Genomic DNA, 14,080 nt, shown 5'->3' with positions numbered 1-14,080 from the left:
GTCCTACGCCAAAACGTTTCTGCTCCCTGACGCCGGAGGAGACATGAACTTTACACGCAGAATGACACGCAGGACCCTGATCAAGACAGCCGCGGCCGCGACGGCGGCCTGTGCTTTGCTGGCCGCCCAGCCGGCGTTCGCCGCCTGGCCCGAGCGGCCGGTCACGCTGGTGGTGCCCTGGGGCGCCGGCGGCGGCACCGACGCCACCGCGCGCATCATCGGCGCCTTGCTGGAAAAGGATATCGGCCAGCCGGTCAACGTGGTCAACCGCACCGGCGGCAACGGCGTGGTGGGCCACCAGTCGATCGCCGGCGCGGCGCCCGACGGCTACACCATCGGCATCGCCACGGTCGAAATTTCGATGATGCACCACCAGGGGCTGACCAAGCTGACGCCGCGCGATTTCACGCCGCTGGCGCTGATGAACTTCGACCCGGCGGCCTTGACCGTGAGCCACGATTCTCCCTACAAGACCTTCGATGAGCTGATGAAGGCGATCAAGGCCAATCCGGGCAAGCTCAAGGCTTCCGGCACCGGCCAGGGCGGCATCTGGCACCTGGGCCTGGCGGGCATGCTCAACGACCTGAAACTGGCGCCGACGGCGGTGCGCTTCGTGCCCTCCAACGGCGCGGCGCCGGCCATGGTCGACCTGGCTGCCGGCGGTGTGGACATCGTGGCGGCATCGTTGCCCGAGGCGCGTTCGCTGGTCGATGCCGGCAAGGCGACGCCGCTGGTGATCATGGCCAACGAACCGGCGGCGCTGTATCCCAAGGTGCCCACGCTCAAGAGCCTGACCGGCAGCGGCTGGACCAATGGCGCCTGGCGCGGCATCGTCGCGCCCAAGGGGCTGCCGGCCGATATTTCGACCAAGTTGGCGGCCAGCCTGAAGAAGATCTATGACAGCAAGGAGTACAAGGACTTCATGAGCGGACGCGGTTTCGGCGTGATGTATGCCGACTCCGCCGAGTTCGGCAAATTCATGGACAAGAGCGATGCCGACATGGGCGCGATCCTGAAAACGCTGGGCATGGCGCGCTGATGCGGGCGCTGCCGCCCGCTTTTCCGTCATCGCCGGACCACGCGTCCTGCGATGGCGGAGGGCGGCGCCATCTCTCGGCGCCATCTTTCGCCGCCATGACAACCACTTCGCCAAACTCCTTACGACTGATTCCATCATGAAAATCAACGACGCTCTCTCCGGATTGCTGGTCGCGCTTTTCGCGGTCGCCATCTATGTTTCTTCCGCGGCGCTGCCCGCCATGGGGCAGGACATCGGCCCTCATGTCTTCCCGCAGGCGCTGGCCGGCGGCTTCATGATCTGCGCCGTGCTGCTGGTCATCCGTGGGCTGCGCGGCTTGCGTAAGAGCGCCGCGTCCCACGTTTCGGTCATCGCCACCGTCGGCGGCGACGACCAGGACGCGCACTGGTTCACCGTGCCCGAATGGGTGCGCAGCCGCCGCGCGGTGTTCGCCTTCCTGCTGGTGCCGGCAGCGCTGCTGTTCTACATCTGGGTCTCCGAGCCGCTGGGCTTCCTGCCGACCGCGTTCGTGTTGCTGATGGTGCTGTTCCTGACCTTCCGCACGCGCATTGCGGTGGCAATCCCGGTGGCGCTGGCCAGCGCGCTGGGCATCCACTACGTGTTCTACAAATTGCTCAAGGTGCCCTTGCCCTGGGGCGTCTTGCAACCGGTCGCCTGGTAAGGAGCACAGCATGCTTGCAAATATCTATGCGGCGTTCGGGATCGTATTCGACCCTTATGTGCTGGCGGTGATCCTCGGATCGTCGATGTTCGGCCTGTTCATGGGCGCGGTGCCGGGCCTGTCGGCCACCATGGCGGTGGCCTTGCTGGTGCCGGTGACCTTTTTCATGCCGCCGGTGCCGGCCATCGCCGCCATGGTGTCGGCCACCGCGATGGCGATCTTTTCCGGCGACATTCCGGGCTGCCTGCTGCGCATTCCCGGCACGCCGTCGTCGGCGGCCTATACCGACGAAGCCTATGCCATGACCATGAAGGGGCAGGGCGAGATCGCGCTCGGCGCCAGCCTGGTGTTCTCGGTCATTGGCGGCCTGTTCGGCACCGTGGTGCTGATCCTGGCGGCGCCCATGCTGGCCGAGCTGGCGCTGAAGTTCTCTTCGTTCGAGTACTTCTGGCTGGTGTTGCTGGGGTTGACCTGCGCCATCTTCATCGCTTCCGAAAATCCCCTGAAGGGTTTCGTCTCGCTGTTCCTGGGCATGTTCATCGCCTCGGTCGGCATGGGCAACCCGGCCGGCGTGCCGCGCTTCACCTTCGACCAGCCCGACCTGCTGGGCGGGGTGTCGCTGGTGCCGCTGATGGTGGGCATGTTCGCCATGTCCGAGGTGCTGCGTTTCGCGGTGTCGAAGGATTTTTCGATGAAGATCGCCGATGGCCGTGTCGGCAATGTCTTCAAGGGCATGTGGGGATTGATGCTGAAGTATCCGCGCTCGGTCTGGCGCGGCAGCGTGCTGGGCACGCTGGTGGGGGCCTTGCCGGGCGCCGGCGCCGATATCGCGGCCTGGATGTCGTATGCGATGAGCAAGAAGATGTCCAAGGAGCCGGAGAAGTTCGGCACCGGCCATCCGGAAGGCATCGTCGAGTCCGGCGCGGCCAACAACTCGGCGCTGGCCGGGGCGTGGATCCCGGCGCTGGTGTTCGGCATCCCGGGCGACTCCATCACCGCCATCGTGATCGGCGTGCTGTACATGAAGAACCTCAACCCCGGCCCCATGATCTTCGTCGAGAACCCGGTGTCGATGTACGCGATCTTCATCGTCTTCATCCTGGCCAACCTGCTGATGCTGCCGCTGGGCTTCTGGTGCATCAAGATGGCCAAGCGCATCCTGACCATCCCGCGCGGCATCCTGATGCCGCTGATCCTGCTGTTTTGCATCGTCGGCTCCTATGCCACCAACAACAGCGTGACCGATGTGGGCATCATGCTGGTATTCGGCATGCTGGCTTACTTCATGGAAGAGAACGGCTTCCCGGTCGCGCCGGCGGTGCTGGGCGTGGTGCTGGGCGGCATGCTGGAAGAGCATTTCGTGACCTCGATGATCAAGGCCGACGGCGAGTTCCTGGCGTTCTTCAGCCGGCCCATTGCCGGCACGCTGGGCGTGATCACCATCATCGTGTGGCTGCTGCCGTTCGCGCTGAAGATGCTGCGCAAGAGGACGATGGCGCCGGCTTGACGGTAATGCCGTTCAGTGAAGCCGAAATTTCTCCGTCGCCCTGACGAAGGTCAGGGTCCAGCGTCGTTCAACGGCCATTGAGGCACGACGAAAGACACTGGATCCCGGCCTTCGCCGGGATGACGATTTGCAGATGGAAGGCTTAACTGAACAGCATTACCGGTTTGACGGTTGTTTTTTATTTCACCCAATGAAAGGATGGTTGTTTCAATGGCTTCACCCGAACGTTTTTCCGCTGCCGCACTGACGCGCTTCGCCAGTGACCTGCTGCAAAAGGCCGGACTGGACGCGCCCAAGGCCGACAGCGTCGCCGCGACGCTGGTCGACGGCGACTTGCTGGGCCACGATACCCACGGCCTGGCGCTGCTGGCGCCGTATGTGAAGGAGCTGGAAAAAGGCGCGATGGCCAAGAGCGGCCAGCCGGAAGTGCTGTCCGAACGCGCCGCCGCGCTGGCCTGGGACGGCCGCCGGCTGCCGGGGCCGTGGCTGGTGCACCAGGGCATCGATGCGCTGATTCCCAAGGCGCGCGACTATGGCAGCGCTTCGCTGACCATCCACCACAGCCACCACATCGCCTGCCTGGCGGCCTACCTGCTGCGCGCCACCCAGGAGGGTTTCATGATGATCCTGGCCAGCTCCGACCCGGCGGTGCAAAGCGTGGCGCCGTTCGGCGGCACGCGCGCGGTGTTCACGCCCAACCCGATCGCCGCCGGCATCCCGACTTCGGGCACGCCGTTCCTGATCGACATCTCGGCCTCGGTCACCACCAACGGCATGAGCAACCGCCTGCACAAGGCCGGCCGCCAGTTCGAGGAAGAATGGCTGATCGACGGCCAGGGCAATCCCTCGCGCGATCCGGCGGTGCTGGCGGCCGATCCGCCGGGCACCATCCTGCCGCTGGGCGGCTTGTCGGCCGGCCACAAGGGCTTTGGCCTGGCGGTGCTGATCGAGGCGCTGACCGGCGGGCTGTCGGGGTTCGGCCGCGCCGATCCGCCGGCGGGCTGGGGCGCGACCGTGTTCATGTCGCTGTACGACCCGTCGGCGTTCGGCGGCCAGGACGCTTTCCTGCGGCAGATGGATTTTGTCGCCGAGTCCTGCCGCAGCAACCCGCCGCGTCCCGGCGTGGAGCAGGTGCGCATGCCGGGCGACCGCGGCATGCAGCGGCGCGCGCGGCAACTGCAAGAGGGCGTGGCGCTGCATCCGACCATCGCGCCCATGCTGCGCGATGCGGCCGGGCCTTATGGCCTTGCGTTCCCAGCGGCGTTGGCCTGATGGAAAAACGGCCCGGTGCGGTGGAGACCTGCCGGGCCTGAGATACAATCCGGCGTCATAAAAGGAAGCTGAATGGGAAGCCGCATGGGAGGCTGCATGCGGTTTCCAGGCAGATAAAAACTTGATCGGATTCATCCATGCCCATAGAAGCGATTGAGCCGCAGCGGTTATACCGGCAGATCAGCGACCAGTTGCGCAAACTGATCGTCGACGGCGAATTTCCGGTCGGCTCGCGGTTGCCGTCGGAGCGCGACCTGGCGGTGCAGCTCGGCGTGAGCCGGCCTTCGTTGCGCGAGGCGCTGATCGCGCTGGAAGTCGAAGGCTATATCGAAGTGCACATGGGGTCGGGCATCTATGTCTGCCCGCCGGCGCCGCGCGAAGGGCAGATCGACCTCTCCAGCGAAGAGGGGCCGCTGGAACTGATCAGTGCGCGCGAGATGATCGAAGGCGAGGTGGCTTATGCCGCCGCCGGCAATGCCAGCAAGGAGCAGATCGAAGCCATCGAGCAAGCCTTCCAGCTGATGATCGAACATACCAATGCCGGCATCAACCCCTTGCAGGCCGATCGCCTGTTCCATATCCGGGTGGCCGAAGCCACCGGCAACAGCGTGCTGGTGGGGCTGGTGACGCAGTTGTTCGATGCGCGCCTGGGGCCGCTGTTCAAGCGCCTGCACAGCCATTTCGACAGCAAGGTGGTGTGGTATGAGGCGATCGAGGAGCATTCGCGGGTGATGAAGGCGCTGCATGCGCGCGACCCCGAGCAGGCGCGCGAGGCGATGCGGCGGCACATGGATATCTCGTTCACCCGTTACAGCGCCAACCTGACGGCGCAATACGGCAGCCAGGAAAAGCGCGATGCCGCCGAAGCGGGCGACGCCAAGGCCGCCGGCAAGGCGCCCGGACGCAAGCGGGTAGCGGGCAAGGTCGCGGGAAAGGTCGCGGCCAAGACGCCGGTATCCAGGATCGCCGCCAAATCCAAATCAAAATCCAAAGCCGGCGCTGCCGCCGCCAAGCCGCGCGTGCGCGCCGTGCGCAAATTGCCGGCCTGATCCTTTCCCATTCCGCCCGCAAGGAGCGCGGCGGCTTCAGTTGAAATAGCTGCGCGCCATCTCGAAGCGTTTGGCGAAGTAAGGGTTGTCCATGCGCGTGATGTGCACGCGGCCGTTGGTCGATGGCGCATGCACGAAACGGCCGTCGCCGAGGTAGATGCCTACGTGCGAGAAGGGTTTGTTCATGGTGTTGAAGAACACCAGGTCGCCGGCGCGCAATTGGCTGGCATCGATCTGGCGGCCCCTGCGGGCGATATCGGCGGCGCTGCCGCTGATTTTGTAGTTGGCGGCCTGTCCGAAGATGTAGCTCACCATGCCGCTGCAATCCAGGCCGGCCGAGGGGTTCTTGCCGCCGAAACGGTAGCCGGTGTCGATCAGCGAGAGGGCGTAGATGGCGACTTCATTGCCGGCGTCGGATGCCGGCAGCGCCGGCGTATTCGATTCCGGGGCGCCCGGCAGGCGTTCGACCGGGGGCGCCGTGCTGCATGCGGCCAGCGCCAAGGCCAGGCACAGCGCCGCCATGGCGCCGGCCGGGCGCGTCGCGGCCGGGATCGCGGACGCCGGCGGCAAAGCCGCCGGATCGGACATTCCCAAGACCAAACGACGCGCCCGCATGGCTTATTGCCCGATCTTGGCCAGCACCTCTTCCAGCATGGAGAACATCTGGTCGATCTCGTCGCGGCTGACGTTGAGCGAGGGCATGAAACGCAGCAGGTTGGGGCGCGGCGAATTGAGCAGCAGGCCCACCGGCCCCATGTCGCGCGCGGCCTCGACGATCTGCGGGCCGATGTCGCGACCCAGATCCAGCGCGCGCAGCAAGCCTTCGCCGCGTTCGCCTTCGAAACCGTACTTCTCGGACAGCGCCAGCGAGCGTTCGCGCAGGTATTGGCCGCGTTCGCGCACGGTTTCCATGAAGCCGGGCTTCAACAGTTCATTGATCACCGCCACGCCCACCGCCGTCATCAGCGGGTTGCCGTTGTAGGTGCCGCCCTGTTCGCCGGCTTCGAAGCAGGCGATGTCTTCGCGCGCCAGCAGCGCCGCCAGCGGCACGCCGCCGCCGATGCCCTTGCCCAGCGTCATGATGTCGGGCTCGATGCCCGAGAGCTGGTAAGCAAACAGTTCGCCGGTGCGGCCCATGCCGCTTTGCACTTCATCGACGATCAGCAGCAGGTTGGCCTGCTTGGTCAGGCGGCGCAGGCCTTGCATGAATTCGCGGGTGGCGGGGATCACGCCGCCTTCGCCTTGCACCGGCTCCAGCATCACGGCTACGGTGTGCTTGGTGATCAGCTTCTCGACGCTGGCCAGGTCGTTCAGCGTGGCCTTGGGGAAGCCTGGCACTTGCGGCGCGAACATGGTGTCCCAGCCGTCCTTGCCGCTGGCCGACATGGTGGCGATGGTGCGGCCGTGGAAACTGTGCTTGAAGGTGATGATCTCGAAGCGGGCGTCGCCGTTGGTGGCCGGGTTCTTCTTGCCCCATTTGCGCGCCAGCTTGATGGCGCCTTCGTTGGCTTCGGCGCCGCTGTTGGCGAAGAACACGCGGTCGAACACCGAGTTGGCGGTCAGCAGGTTGGCCAGCTCGATCGACGGCGCGTTGTAGAACGCGGGCGAGGGATTGAGCAGTTTCTTCGATTGCGCCGCCAGCGCATCCTGGATGCATTGCGGCGAGTGGCCCAGCGCGTTGACCGCCCAGCCTTGCAGGTAATCCAGGTAGCGTTTGCCCTTGTGGTCGGTCAGCCACATGCCGTCACCCTCGGTAAACACCAGTTCGGGGCGGTTGGTGACGTACATCAGCTTGTTGCTGTCGAAATCTTTGTATTCCATCGATGGGCTCCTGCAAGAATGGGTGGATGGGGATGGTGCGGGGCAGACCGGCCTGAAACTTAAAGGATCGGTGGAAAGCGCACGGCAACCCGAAATGGCGGATAAAAAAAAGCCACAGGGTTTGCCTGTGGCTTCGCGATTCGTTTCATTTCACGCGCACAGCAGCAAACCTCCTTGAGGTTGGCTGCGACGTCGTAAAAATGTGGCGTTGGCGATCATGCGGTCAATATTAGGACGTTTTGCGCACAGCGTCAAAAAGAATTGACCGTCATTTTGCCTGAATCCGGCAAGCGTTGCATTTGCGTCGCCTGCCGCCGCGCCACGCCTTTTCCGGAGACGGCACCGACTGGTGCCATGATCGCAAACGCGCATGACGGCGGCGTGACACGCGCGGGCCTGGCCGGGGCTTGTACCGCCTCAGTTCGCGGCCGGTACGCTGCTGGCCAGATCGGCCTCGGAAGTGAAGGAGTCGGCGTAGAACTCGTCTTCGGGCAGCTTGCACTGGGCCACGAAGTCGCGCTGCGCCGATTCCACCACGATGGGGGCGCCGCAGGCATACACCTGATGACCGGACAGGTCCGGGAAGTCGGCCATGACCGCCTGGTGGACGAAACCGGTGCGACCGCTCCAGCTGTCTTCCGGCTGCGCGTTGGACACTACCGGCACATAGGCGAAGGCGGGCAGGGTGCGCGCCCATGTTTCGCACAGTTCGTTCATGTACAGGTCTTGCGGGCGGCGGCCGCCCCAGTACAGCGTGACCGGGCGTTGCGAGCCGGCATGCTCGAGCTGCTCGACGATCGCCTTGATCGGCGCGAAGCCGGTGCCCGAGGCCAGCAGCACGATCGGCTTTTCCGAATCCTCGCGCAGGAAGAAGGTGCCCAGCGGGCCTTCGATGCGCAGGATGTCGCGTTCCTTCATCGTGGAAAACACCTGGTCGGTGAACAGGCCGCCCGGCAGGTGGCGGATGTGCAGGCTCATGTGCTCATCCTTGTGCGGCGCGTTGGCCATGCTGTAGCTGCGGCGCTTGCCGTCGCGCAGCAGGAACTCGACGTACTGGCCGGCCTTGTACTGCAGGCGGTCGTTGGCCGGCAATTGCAGCGAGAGCACGATGACATCGTCGGCCTTCTTGTCCAGCGCGGCCACGCGCACCGGCAGCTTGCGGATCGGGAATTCGCCCACGCCCGCCACTTCGCGCGCTTCGATGGTCACATCCGACTGCGGCCTGGCGCAGCAGAACAGCGAAAATCCCAGCTTCTCGTCGTTGGCCGACAGCGCGCGCTCCTGGTGCGGGCCGTGCTCGACCTGGCCGGAGACCAGTTTGCCCTTGCACGAGCTGCAGGCGCCGTTTTTACAGCCATAGGGCAGGCCCACGCCTGCGCGGATGGCCGCATTGAGGATGGTTTCGCCTTCATCGCAGGTGAATTGGCGGCCGCTTGGCTGGACTGTGACTTGGAAACTCATACAATTGCGCTTCTGGACTAAGGAAAATAGGTTAATAAAACTGTGAAAAAACTGGGTTTGCCACGCGTTCTGATACTGGGTTGCGGCGATGTCGGCCTGCGCCTGCTGCCGCTGCTGCTGCCGCGCTGCCGCGTGCTGGCCGTCACCAGCAACCCGCAACGCTGCGCAGAGCTGCGTGCGGCCGGCGCCGTTCCCATCGTGGCCGACCTCGACCGGCCGCATACGCTGGGCCGGCTGGCGCGCCTGGCGCCGACCGTGGTGCACCTGGCGCCGCCGCAGTCGGCCGGCCGGCACGACCGCCGCACCCGCAATTTGGCCGCCATTTTACCCGAGGGCACGCGCCTGGTTTATATCAGCACCACCGGCGTCTACGGCGATTGCGGCGGCGAGCGGTTTGACGAAACCCGCCCGGTGCGGCCGCAGAATGCGCGCGCGGTGCGCCGGGTGGATGCCGAAAACGTGCTGCGCGCCTGGGCCAGGCGCTGCGGCGCGCGCGTGTCCATCCTGCGCGTGCCCGGTATCTATGCGGCCGACCGGCTGCCCGTCGAGCGCCTGCAAAAGAGCACGCCCGCGCTGCTTGCCGCCGACGATGTCTATACCAGCCATATCCATGCCGACGACCTGGCGCGCGCGGCGCTGGCGGCCATGCGGCGCGGTTCGCCCAACCGCATCTACCATGCGGTGGACGACACCGAGCTGAAGATGGCCGACTACTTCGACGCCGTGGCCGATGCCGTCGGGCTCCCGCGTCCGCCCCGCTTGCCCCGGAGTGAGATGGAACGCAGCGTATCGCCGATGATGCTGTCGTTCATGTCGGAATCGCGCCGGCTGGATAACCGGCGCCTCAAGCAGGAGCTGGGGGTGCGGCTGGATTACCCCAGCGTGCAGGCGCTCCTGGCGAAGCGGGGGATCGAGCCGGCTTGATGGCACATTGGCGAATCCTTTTCTCTTTATGCAATTTTTGAGTCCTCCTTATTCGGATTTCGAATAAGCATAAGAATTTAAAGTAGTTGTCTTGCATTGGCAGCAACAGTAAAGTCCAGCGCTAACGTGAAATAAATGGGGATTTTGTCCGCATGCCAGACAAGACGGCCACAGGCCGCGGGGCATCGGCGCCGCGCAAGACATCGCCGGACCGCTCGCCAGTTATCCTCCTTCCCAACCAATCCTATCCACTGCAGCGGCTGCCCACGCGCCGCGGGACGACATGAAGCTATCTTTCAAGAACGTCGCCAAGCATTTCGGCGGCCTGCATGTGATCGACGAATTCAGCCGCGATATCGAATCGGGCGAACTGGTCGCGCTGGTCGGCCCTTCCGGTTGCGGCAAGTCGACCCTGCTGCACATTGCCGCCGGCCTGGAAAAGGTCAGCTCGGGCTCGGTCACCGGCGACGGCCAGGAAATCAAGGCGCCGCATCCGGAACGGACCTTGATGTTCCAGGAAAACGCCCTGTACCCCTGGCTCACGCTGGAGCAGAACGTGGCGCTGGCGCTGGAATTCCAGCAGGTCGACAAGAACAAGGCAGCCCAACAGGCGCGCGTGTGGTTGGAGAACGTCAAGCTCAAGGGCTTCGAATCGTATTACCCGCACCAGGTCTCGGGCGGCATGCGCCAGCGCGCGGCCCTGGCGCGCGCCTTCATTTCGCAGCCGAAGGCGCTGCTGCTGGACGAGCCTTTCGGCGCGCTCGACGCGCTCACCCGCATGACGCTGCAAGATGCGCTGCGCGACCTGATCCGCCAGCAGGGGCCGACCGTGCTGCTGGTCACCCATGATGTCGATGAGGCGCTGTTCCTGGCCGACCGCATCTTCGTGTTCAGCCCGCGTCCGGCCAAGGTGCTCAAGGAATTCAATCTCGTGCATCACGAAAAGACGCACGACCTGTCCGAATTCGCGGCCGTCCGCCGCGAGATCCTTTGCCTGCTCGGCATCCATGCCGAACAGGATGATTTTTCCAAAACACTAGAAGGGGTTGGAGTATGAAACTCGCACGCATCCTGGTACCTGCGCTGGCCGCCCTGGCCGCATTGGCGTTCACCAACAACGCGCTGGCGCTGGAGAAATTCAAGATCGGCTACCTGCGCGTGATGGACGACGCGCAAGCCATGGCCGCCTATGAAGCCGGCCTGTACAAGAAGTACGGCCTGGATGTGGAACTGATCGAATTCAAGTCCGGCACCGACCTGGTCAAGGCGATTGTCGGCGGCCAGCTCGACAGCGGCGTGTTCGGCTTCTCCAACGCCGTGGCCTGGGCCTCCAAGGGCGCCGACCTGAAGGTGGTGGGCGGCGCGCAGCTGGGTTACCACGCGCTGGTGGCGCGTGAAGACTCCGGCATCAACAAGGTGGCCGACCTCAAGGGCAAGACCCTGGCCTCGCAAGCCGAGGGCAGCACCGCCGACACCGTGTTGAAGGGCGTGGTGTTCAGGGATGCCGGCATCAAGCCGGACGACGTCAACGTGATGGGCGTGTCGCCGCAGGTGGCGGTGCAGTCGCTGGTGGGCAAGCGTGTCGACGCCGCCTTCCTGTTCGAGCCGCAGGCGCGCATCGCGCAACTGATCGCGCCGGTCAAGCAGATCTATGAAATCGGCGAAGTCTGGCCTTTCCCCTGCATGGTGGTGATTACCTCGGGCGATACGCTCAAGAAGCGCCGCGACGCCGTGTGGAAGTCGCTCGATGCCCAGCGCGACGCCATCGCGCTGCTGCAGAAGAAGCCGGCCGAAGCGTCCAAGCTGATCGCCGGCTACTTCATCGCCGAGCCGACCCTGAAGACGCTCAAGCATGGCGAAGTGCTGCGCGAAGACGTGATCCGCGACGCCATCAAGAGCCAGACCTTCACCCCCAAGATCTCCAAGAAGGACCAGGACCGCATGCAGGAAATTTCCAACATCCTGCAAGAGCAGGGCGCCTTGAAGACGCGTGACGGCAAGCCGTTCGACGTCAACACCATCACCGACCTGTCCTGGCAAACTGCGCGTAAGCTGTAAGCGGGAAGCTACTGCGCAACCCGATCTCGCTCCTGTGATGCTCGCCGTACATCTCGTACGGCTGCGCTTCTCGAAGCGACCTCGGGCTGCTCGCTACGCTTCCCACTCACAGCACAGAGCTGATTTATTTTTTGGTTCGCAGCTTTGCTTCGCTCGCTGCGTATCGTTGAAGTTTTTCACCGGCCGGAGGTTTCCGGCCATCGTCATTTATAAGCGTCAAGCGTTATGAGCTCTCAACGTCGCGTTACCGGTCTCCGCAAGAAACTCGCCATGGTGCTGGCGATCGCTTTCATCCTGTTGATGTGGCAGATCGCCGCGTGGTCGCTGCCGTCGTTCCTGATGCCGGGGGTGCCGTCGGTGGTGGTGCGGCTGTGGGAGGAAGTGCAGTCCAGCAACTTCCGGCTGGCGCTGTATGGCAGCCTGTACCGGTTGGGGCTGGGTTATGGCTCGGCGCTGCTGTTGGGGATCGGTTTCGGGCTGGTCGGCGCGGTGCTGTTCTTCTTCCGCGAGGTGCTGAAGTCGGCCATCGTGATCCTGCAATCGATCCCGTCGATCGCCTGGGTGCCGCTGTTCCTGATCCTGATGGGGTTCGGCAACCTGCCGATGGTGGTGGTGGTGGCCATCGCCGCGTTCTTCCCGGCCGCGCTGTCGGTGATGAACGCGACCGAAAGCGTGCAGCAGGTGCATGTATCGGCCGCGCGCGTGATGGGCGCCTCGCGCCTGGGCTTGTTGCGCCGGGTCTACCTGCCGGCGGTGATGCCGGAACTGATCACCGGCGCCCAACTGGCCTTCGGCAACGCCTGGCGCGCGCTGATCTCGGCCGAGATGCTGGTCGGCTTCGGCAAGGGGCTGGGCCGCACCCTGGCGTATTCCGGCGAAACCGCCGACATGGTGGGGGTGATGGCCAATATCCTGACCATCGCCATTCTCGCCGCGCTGATCGACCAGGTGATCCTGGAAAAGCTGAAGCATCGCCTGCTGCGCTACCAATACGTCTAAGGTCTAAGTCTTCCGCCATGCAGCCCGCACGCCTGTTCTTCCCGCTCTTGCTGCTGCTCTGCGGCAGTGTGCAGGCGGGCGTGCTCGATGCGGCCAGGCAGGCCGGCATCCTGCGCGTGGGACTGGATTACGTGCCGCCGGCCTACAAGGGCGGCATGAAATTCCGCACGCCCGAGAGCGTCGACACCGTGCTGGCCGACGATCTCGCCGCGCAGTTCAAGATCAAATCCGCTTACCTGAAAAATGCATCTGGCATCCGCGCCGATGTGGCGCTGACGCTGGCGCCCGAGGGCGAGGCCGGCGATGCCGATACCGTCGTCATTCCCACCGGCTATCGCGCCGGCGGCATGGCCATCATGCGTACCGACACCAGCATCAGGAAATGGGACGACCTGAAGGGCCGCAGCGTGTGCGTTTCGGAAGGTTCGCCCTACGTCGGCACGCTGGCCTCGCGCTATGGCGCCATCGAGAAGCTGATGCGCGCGCCGGCCGATTCGCTGCTGGCAGTGCGCACCGGACTATGCGACGCGGCCGTGCATGACGACAGCCTGATGAAGGAATTGCTGAAGCTGCCCGAGTGGAAGAAATTCTCCGCCCAGTTGGCGCCTGCCAGCCGCCAGGCGCTGGTGTTGAAGGTGCGCGGCGCCGACGCTGCCGATCTGGCCGCGCTCAGGCAGGCGACCGGCCGCTGGAACAATGCCTTCTGGGCCGGCGTCAGGAAGAAGTGGGTCAACAACGTGGCCTTCGAGGTTTACCTGGACCAGAACGTGCCGGATTGCCACTGAGGCCACTGAGTTTCCGGTTCCGCCCAACTTGCTATCGTGGCAATTCGGCTTTGCCTTTTGGCATCTTTTCCCCGGGTTTGCTTGCTTCCCGTATAACAGGCTGTATCGATGCCGCAGTTTTTTTGCGGATGCATGCTGTTGCCAGGTTGCAGAGTTCGGCAATGGGCGTACCATGGTGGCCAGCACCGAATATCAGCGATAGCAACAGGAGGCCAGCGTGTCCGTCGATCTCGCAATCGTACCCAGTTCCAGCACCACCGCATCTACATCCACTTCCACTGCCTCATCGGTCACCGATCCGGAGGCGGTGCGCCGGGCCGATGAAGCGCGCATGGCGCAAAAGGCCGAGCAGCGCCGCCAGGAACAGATCCAGGCCGACCAGAAGCGCGCCGAGGCTGAACTTGAACAGCGCAACCGCCGCGAACAGATTTCCCGCAATTCCAATGGCGAAGTCATCGGCACCACGGTGAACGCGGTAGCCTGAACGCACCTTCTGCATGAACA

Annotated in this window: 14 protein-coding genes; 11 read left to right on the top strand and 3 right to left on the bottom strand. The window is 64.4% G+C overall.

The genetic code is table 11. The annotated features are described in order from the left end of the window. The first annotated feature begins 61 nt into the window (after nucleotides 1–61). The 5 genes from AC07N6_RS20195 (at nucleotide 62) to AC07N6_RS20175 (ending at nucleotide 5,528) form a co-directional block, all read left to right on the top strand. Nucleotides 62–1,039, top strand: coding sequence for a tripartite tricarboxylate transporter substrate binding protein (locus tag AC07N6_RS20195; RefSeq protein ID WP_494782200.1), 978 nt, complete (start codon nucleotides 62–64; stop codon nucleotides 1,037–1,039). Between the two features lie 136 nt (nucleotides 1,040–1,175). Then, complete coding sequence (locus AC07N6_RS20190) at nucleotides 1,176–1,700, top strand: tripartite tricarboxylate transporter TctB family protein (protein ID WP_494782199.1); 525 nt, start codon at nucleotides 1,176–1,178, stop codon at nucleotides 1,698–1,700. Nucleotides 1,701–1,710: 10 nt separating this feature from the next. Further along, entirely contained in the window at nucleotides 1,711–3,207 is a 1,497-nt protein-coding gene (locus AC07N6_RS20185) for a tripartite tricarboxylate transporter permease (protein ID WP_494782198.1), read from the top strand. 210 nt (nucleotides 3,208–3,417) lie between these two features. Continuing rightward, complete coding sequence (locus AC07N6_RS20180; RefSeq protein WP_494782197.1) at nucleotides 3,418–4,479, top strand: Ldh family oxidoreductase; 1,062 nt, start codon at nucleotides 3,418–3,420, stop codon at nucleotides 4,477–4,479. A 137-nt stretch (nucleotides 4,480–4,616) separates the two neighbouring features. Then, the gene (locus tag AC07N6_RS20175; protein WP_494782196.1) at nucleotides 4,617–5,528 is read left to right on the top strand and encodes a FadR/GntR family transcriptional regulator; all 912 of its coding nucleotides are present in this window, start codon (nucleotides 4,617–4,619) and stop codon (nucleotides 5,526–5,528) included. 36 nt (nucleotides 5,529–5,564) lie between these two features. Here AC07N6_RS20175 and AC07N6_RS20170 read toward each other — a convergent pair whose 3' ends face one another. The 3 genes from AC07N6_RS20170 to AC07N6_RS20160 form a co-directional block, all read right to left on the bottom strand. Next, nucleotides 5,565–6,050, bottom strand: coding sequence for a C40 family peptidase (locus AC07N6_RS20170; RefSeq protein WP_494782249.1), 486 nt, complete (start codon nucleotides 6,048–6,050; stop codon nucleotides 5,565–5,567). Between the two features lie 96 nt (nucleotides 6,051–6,146). Next, a complete protein-coding gene (locus tag AC07N6_RS20165; protein ID WP_494782195.1) occupies nucleotides 6,147–7,349 on the bottom strand; it encodes an acetylornithine transaminase in 1,203 nt (400 codons plus the stop codon). Nucleotides 7,350–7,766: 417 nt separating this feature from the next. Then, entirely contained in the window at nucleotides 7,767–8,810 is a 1,044-nt protein-coding gene (locus tag AC07N6_RS20160) for a CDP-6-deoxy-delta-3,4-glucoseen reductase (RefSeq protein WP_494782194.1), read from the bottom strand. A gap of 42 nt (nucleotides 8,811–8,852) precedes the next feature. Here AC07N6_RS20160 and AC07N6_RS20155 point away from each other — a divergent pair, with 42 nt between their 5' ends. From AC07N6_RS20155 to AC07N6_RS20130, 6 genes are all read left to right on the top strand, one after another. After that, entirely contained in the window at nucleotides 8,853–9,734 is an 882-nt protein-coding gene (locus tag AC07N6_RS20155; protein ID WP_494782193.1) for an NAD-dependent epimerase/dehydratase family protein, read from the top strand. 283 nt (nucleotides 9,735–10,017) lie between these two features. Then, entirely contained in the window at nucleotides 10,018–10,791 is a 774-nt protein-coding gene (locus AC07N6_RS20150) for an ABC transporter ATP-binding protein (RefSeq protein ID WP_494782192.1), read from the top strand. Then, nucleotides 10,788–11,792 carry an ABC transporter substrate-binding protein gene (locus AC07N6_RS20145; protein ID WP_494782191.1) on the top strand — a complete coding sequence of 335 codons (1,005 nt, stop codon included), beginning with the start codon at nucleotides 10,788–10,790 and terminating at the stop codon, nucleotides 11,790–11,792. Before AC07N6_RS20150 ends, AC07N6_RS20145 begins: the two co-directional genes overlap by 4 nt. Before the next feature lie 225 nt (nucleotides 11,793–12,017). Continuing rightward, nucleotides 12,018–12,791 carry an ABC transporter permease gene (locus AC07N6_RS20140; protein WP_494782190.1) on the top strand — a complete coding sequence of 258 codons (774 nt, stop codon included), beginning with the start codon at nucleotides 12,018–12,020 and terminating at the stop codon, nucleotides 12,789–12,791. A gap of 17 nt (nucleotides 12,792–12,808) precedes the next feature. Further along, nucleotides 12,809–13,576 (top strand): type 2 periplasmic-binding domain-containing protein, encoded by a 768-nt coding sequence (locus AC07N6_RS20135; RefSeq protein ID WP_494782189.1) that lies wholly within the window; start codon nucleotides 12,809–12,811, stop codon nucleotides 13,574–13,576. Nucleotides 13,577–13,793: 217 nt separating this feature from the next. Beyond that, nucleotides 13,794–14,060: a hypothetical protein gene (locus AC07N6_RS20130; protein ID WP_494782188.1), complete on the top strand. Its 267-nt coding sequence runs from the start codon at nucleotides 13,794–13,796 to the stop codon at nucleotides 14,058–14,060. Nucleotides 14,061–14,080: the final 20 nt, after the last annotated feature.

Source organism: Herbaspirillum sp. GW821-FHT09A12 (genome assembly GCF_059418325.1).
The sequence above is the reverse complement of the archived record's forward strand: the minus strand, read 5'-3'. Positions and strand labels throughout refer to the sequence as shown.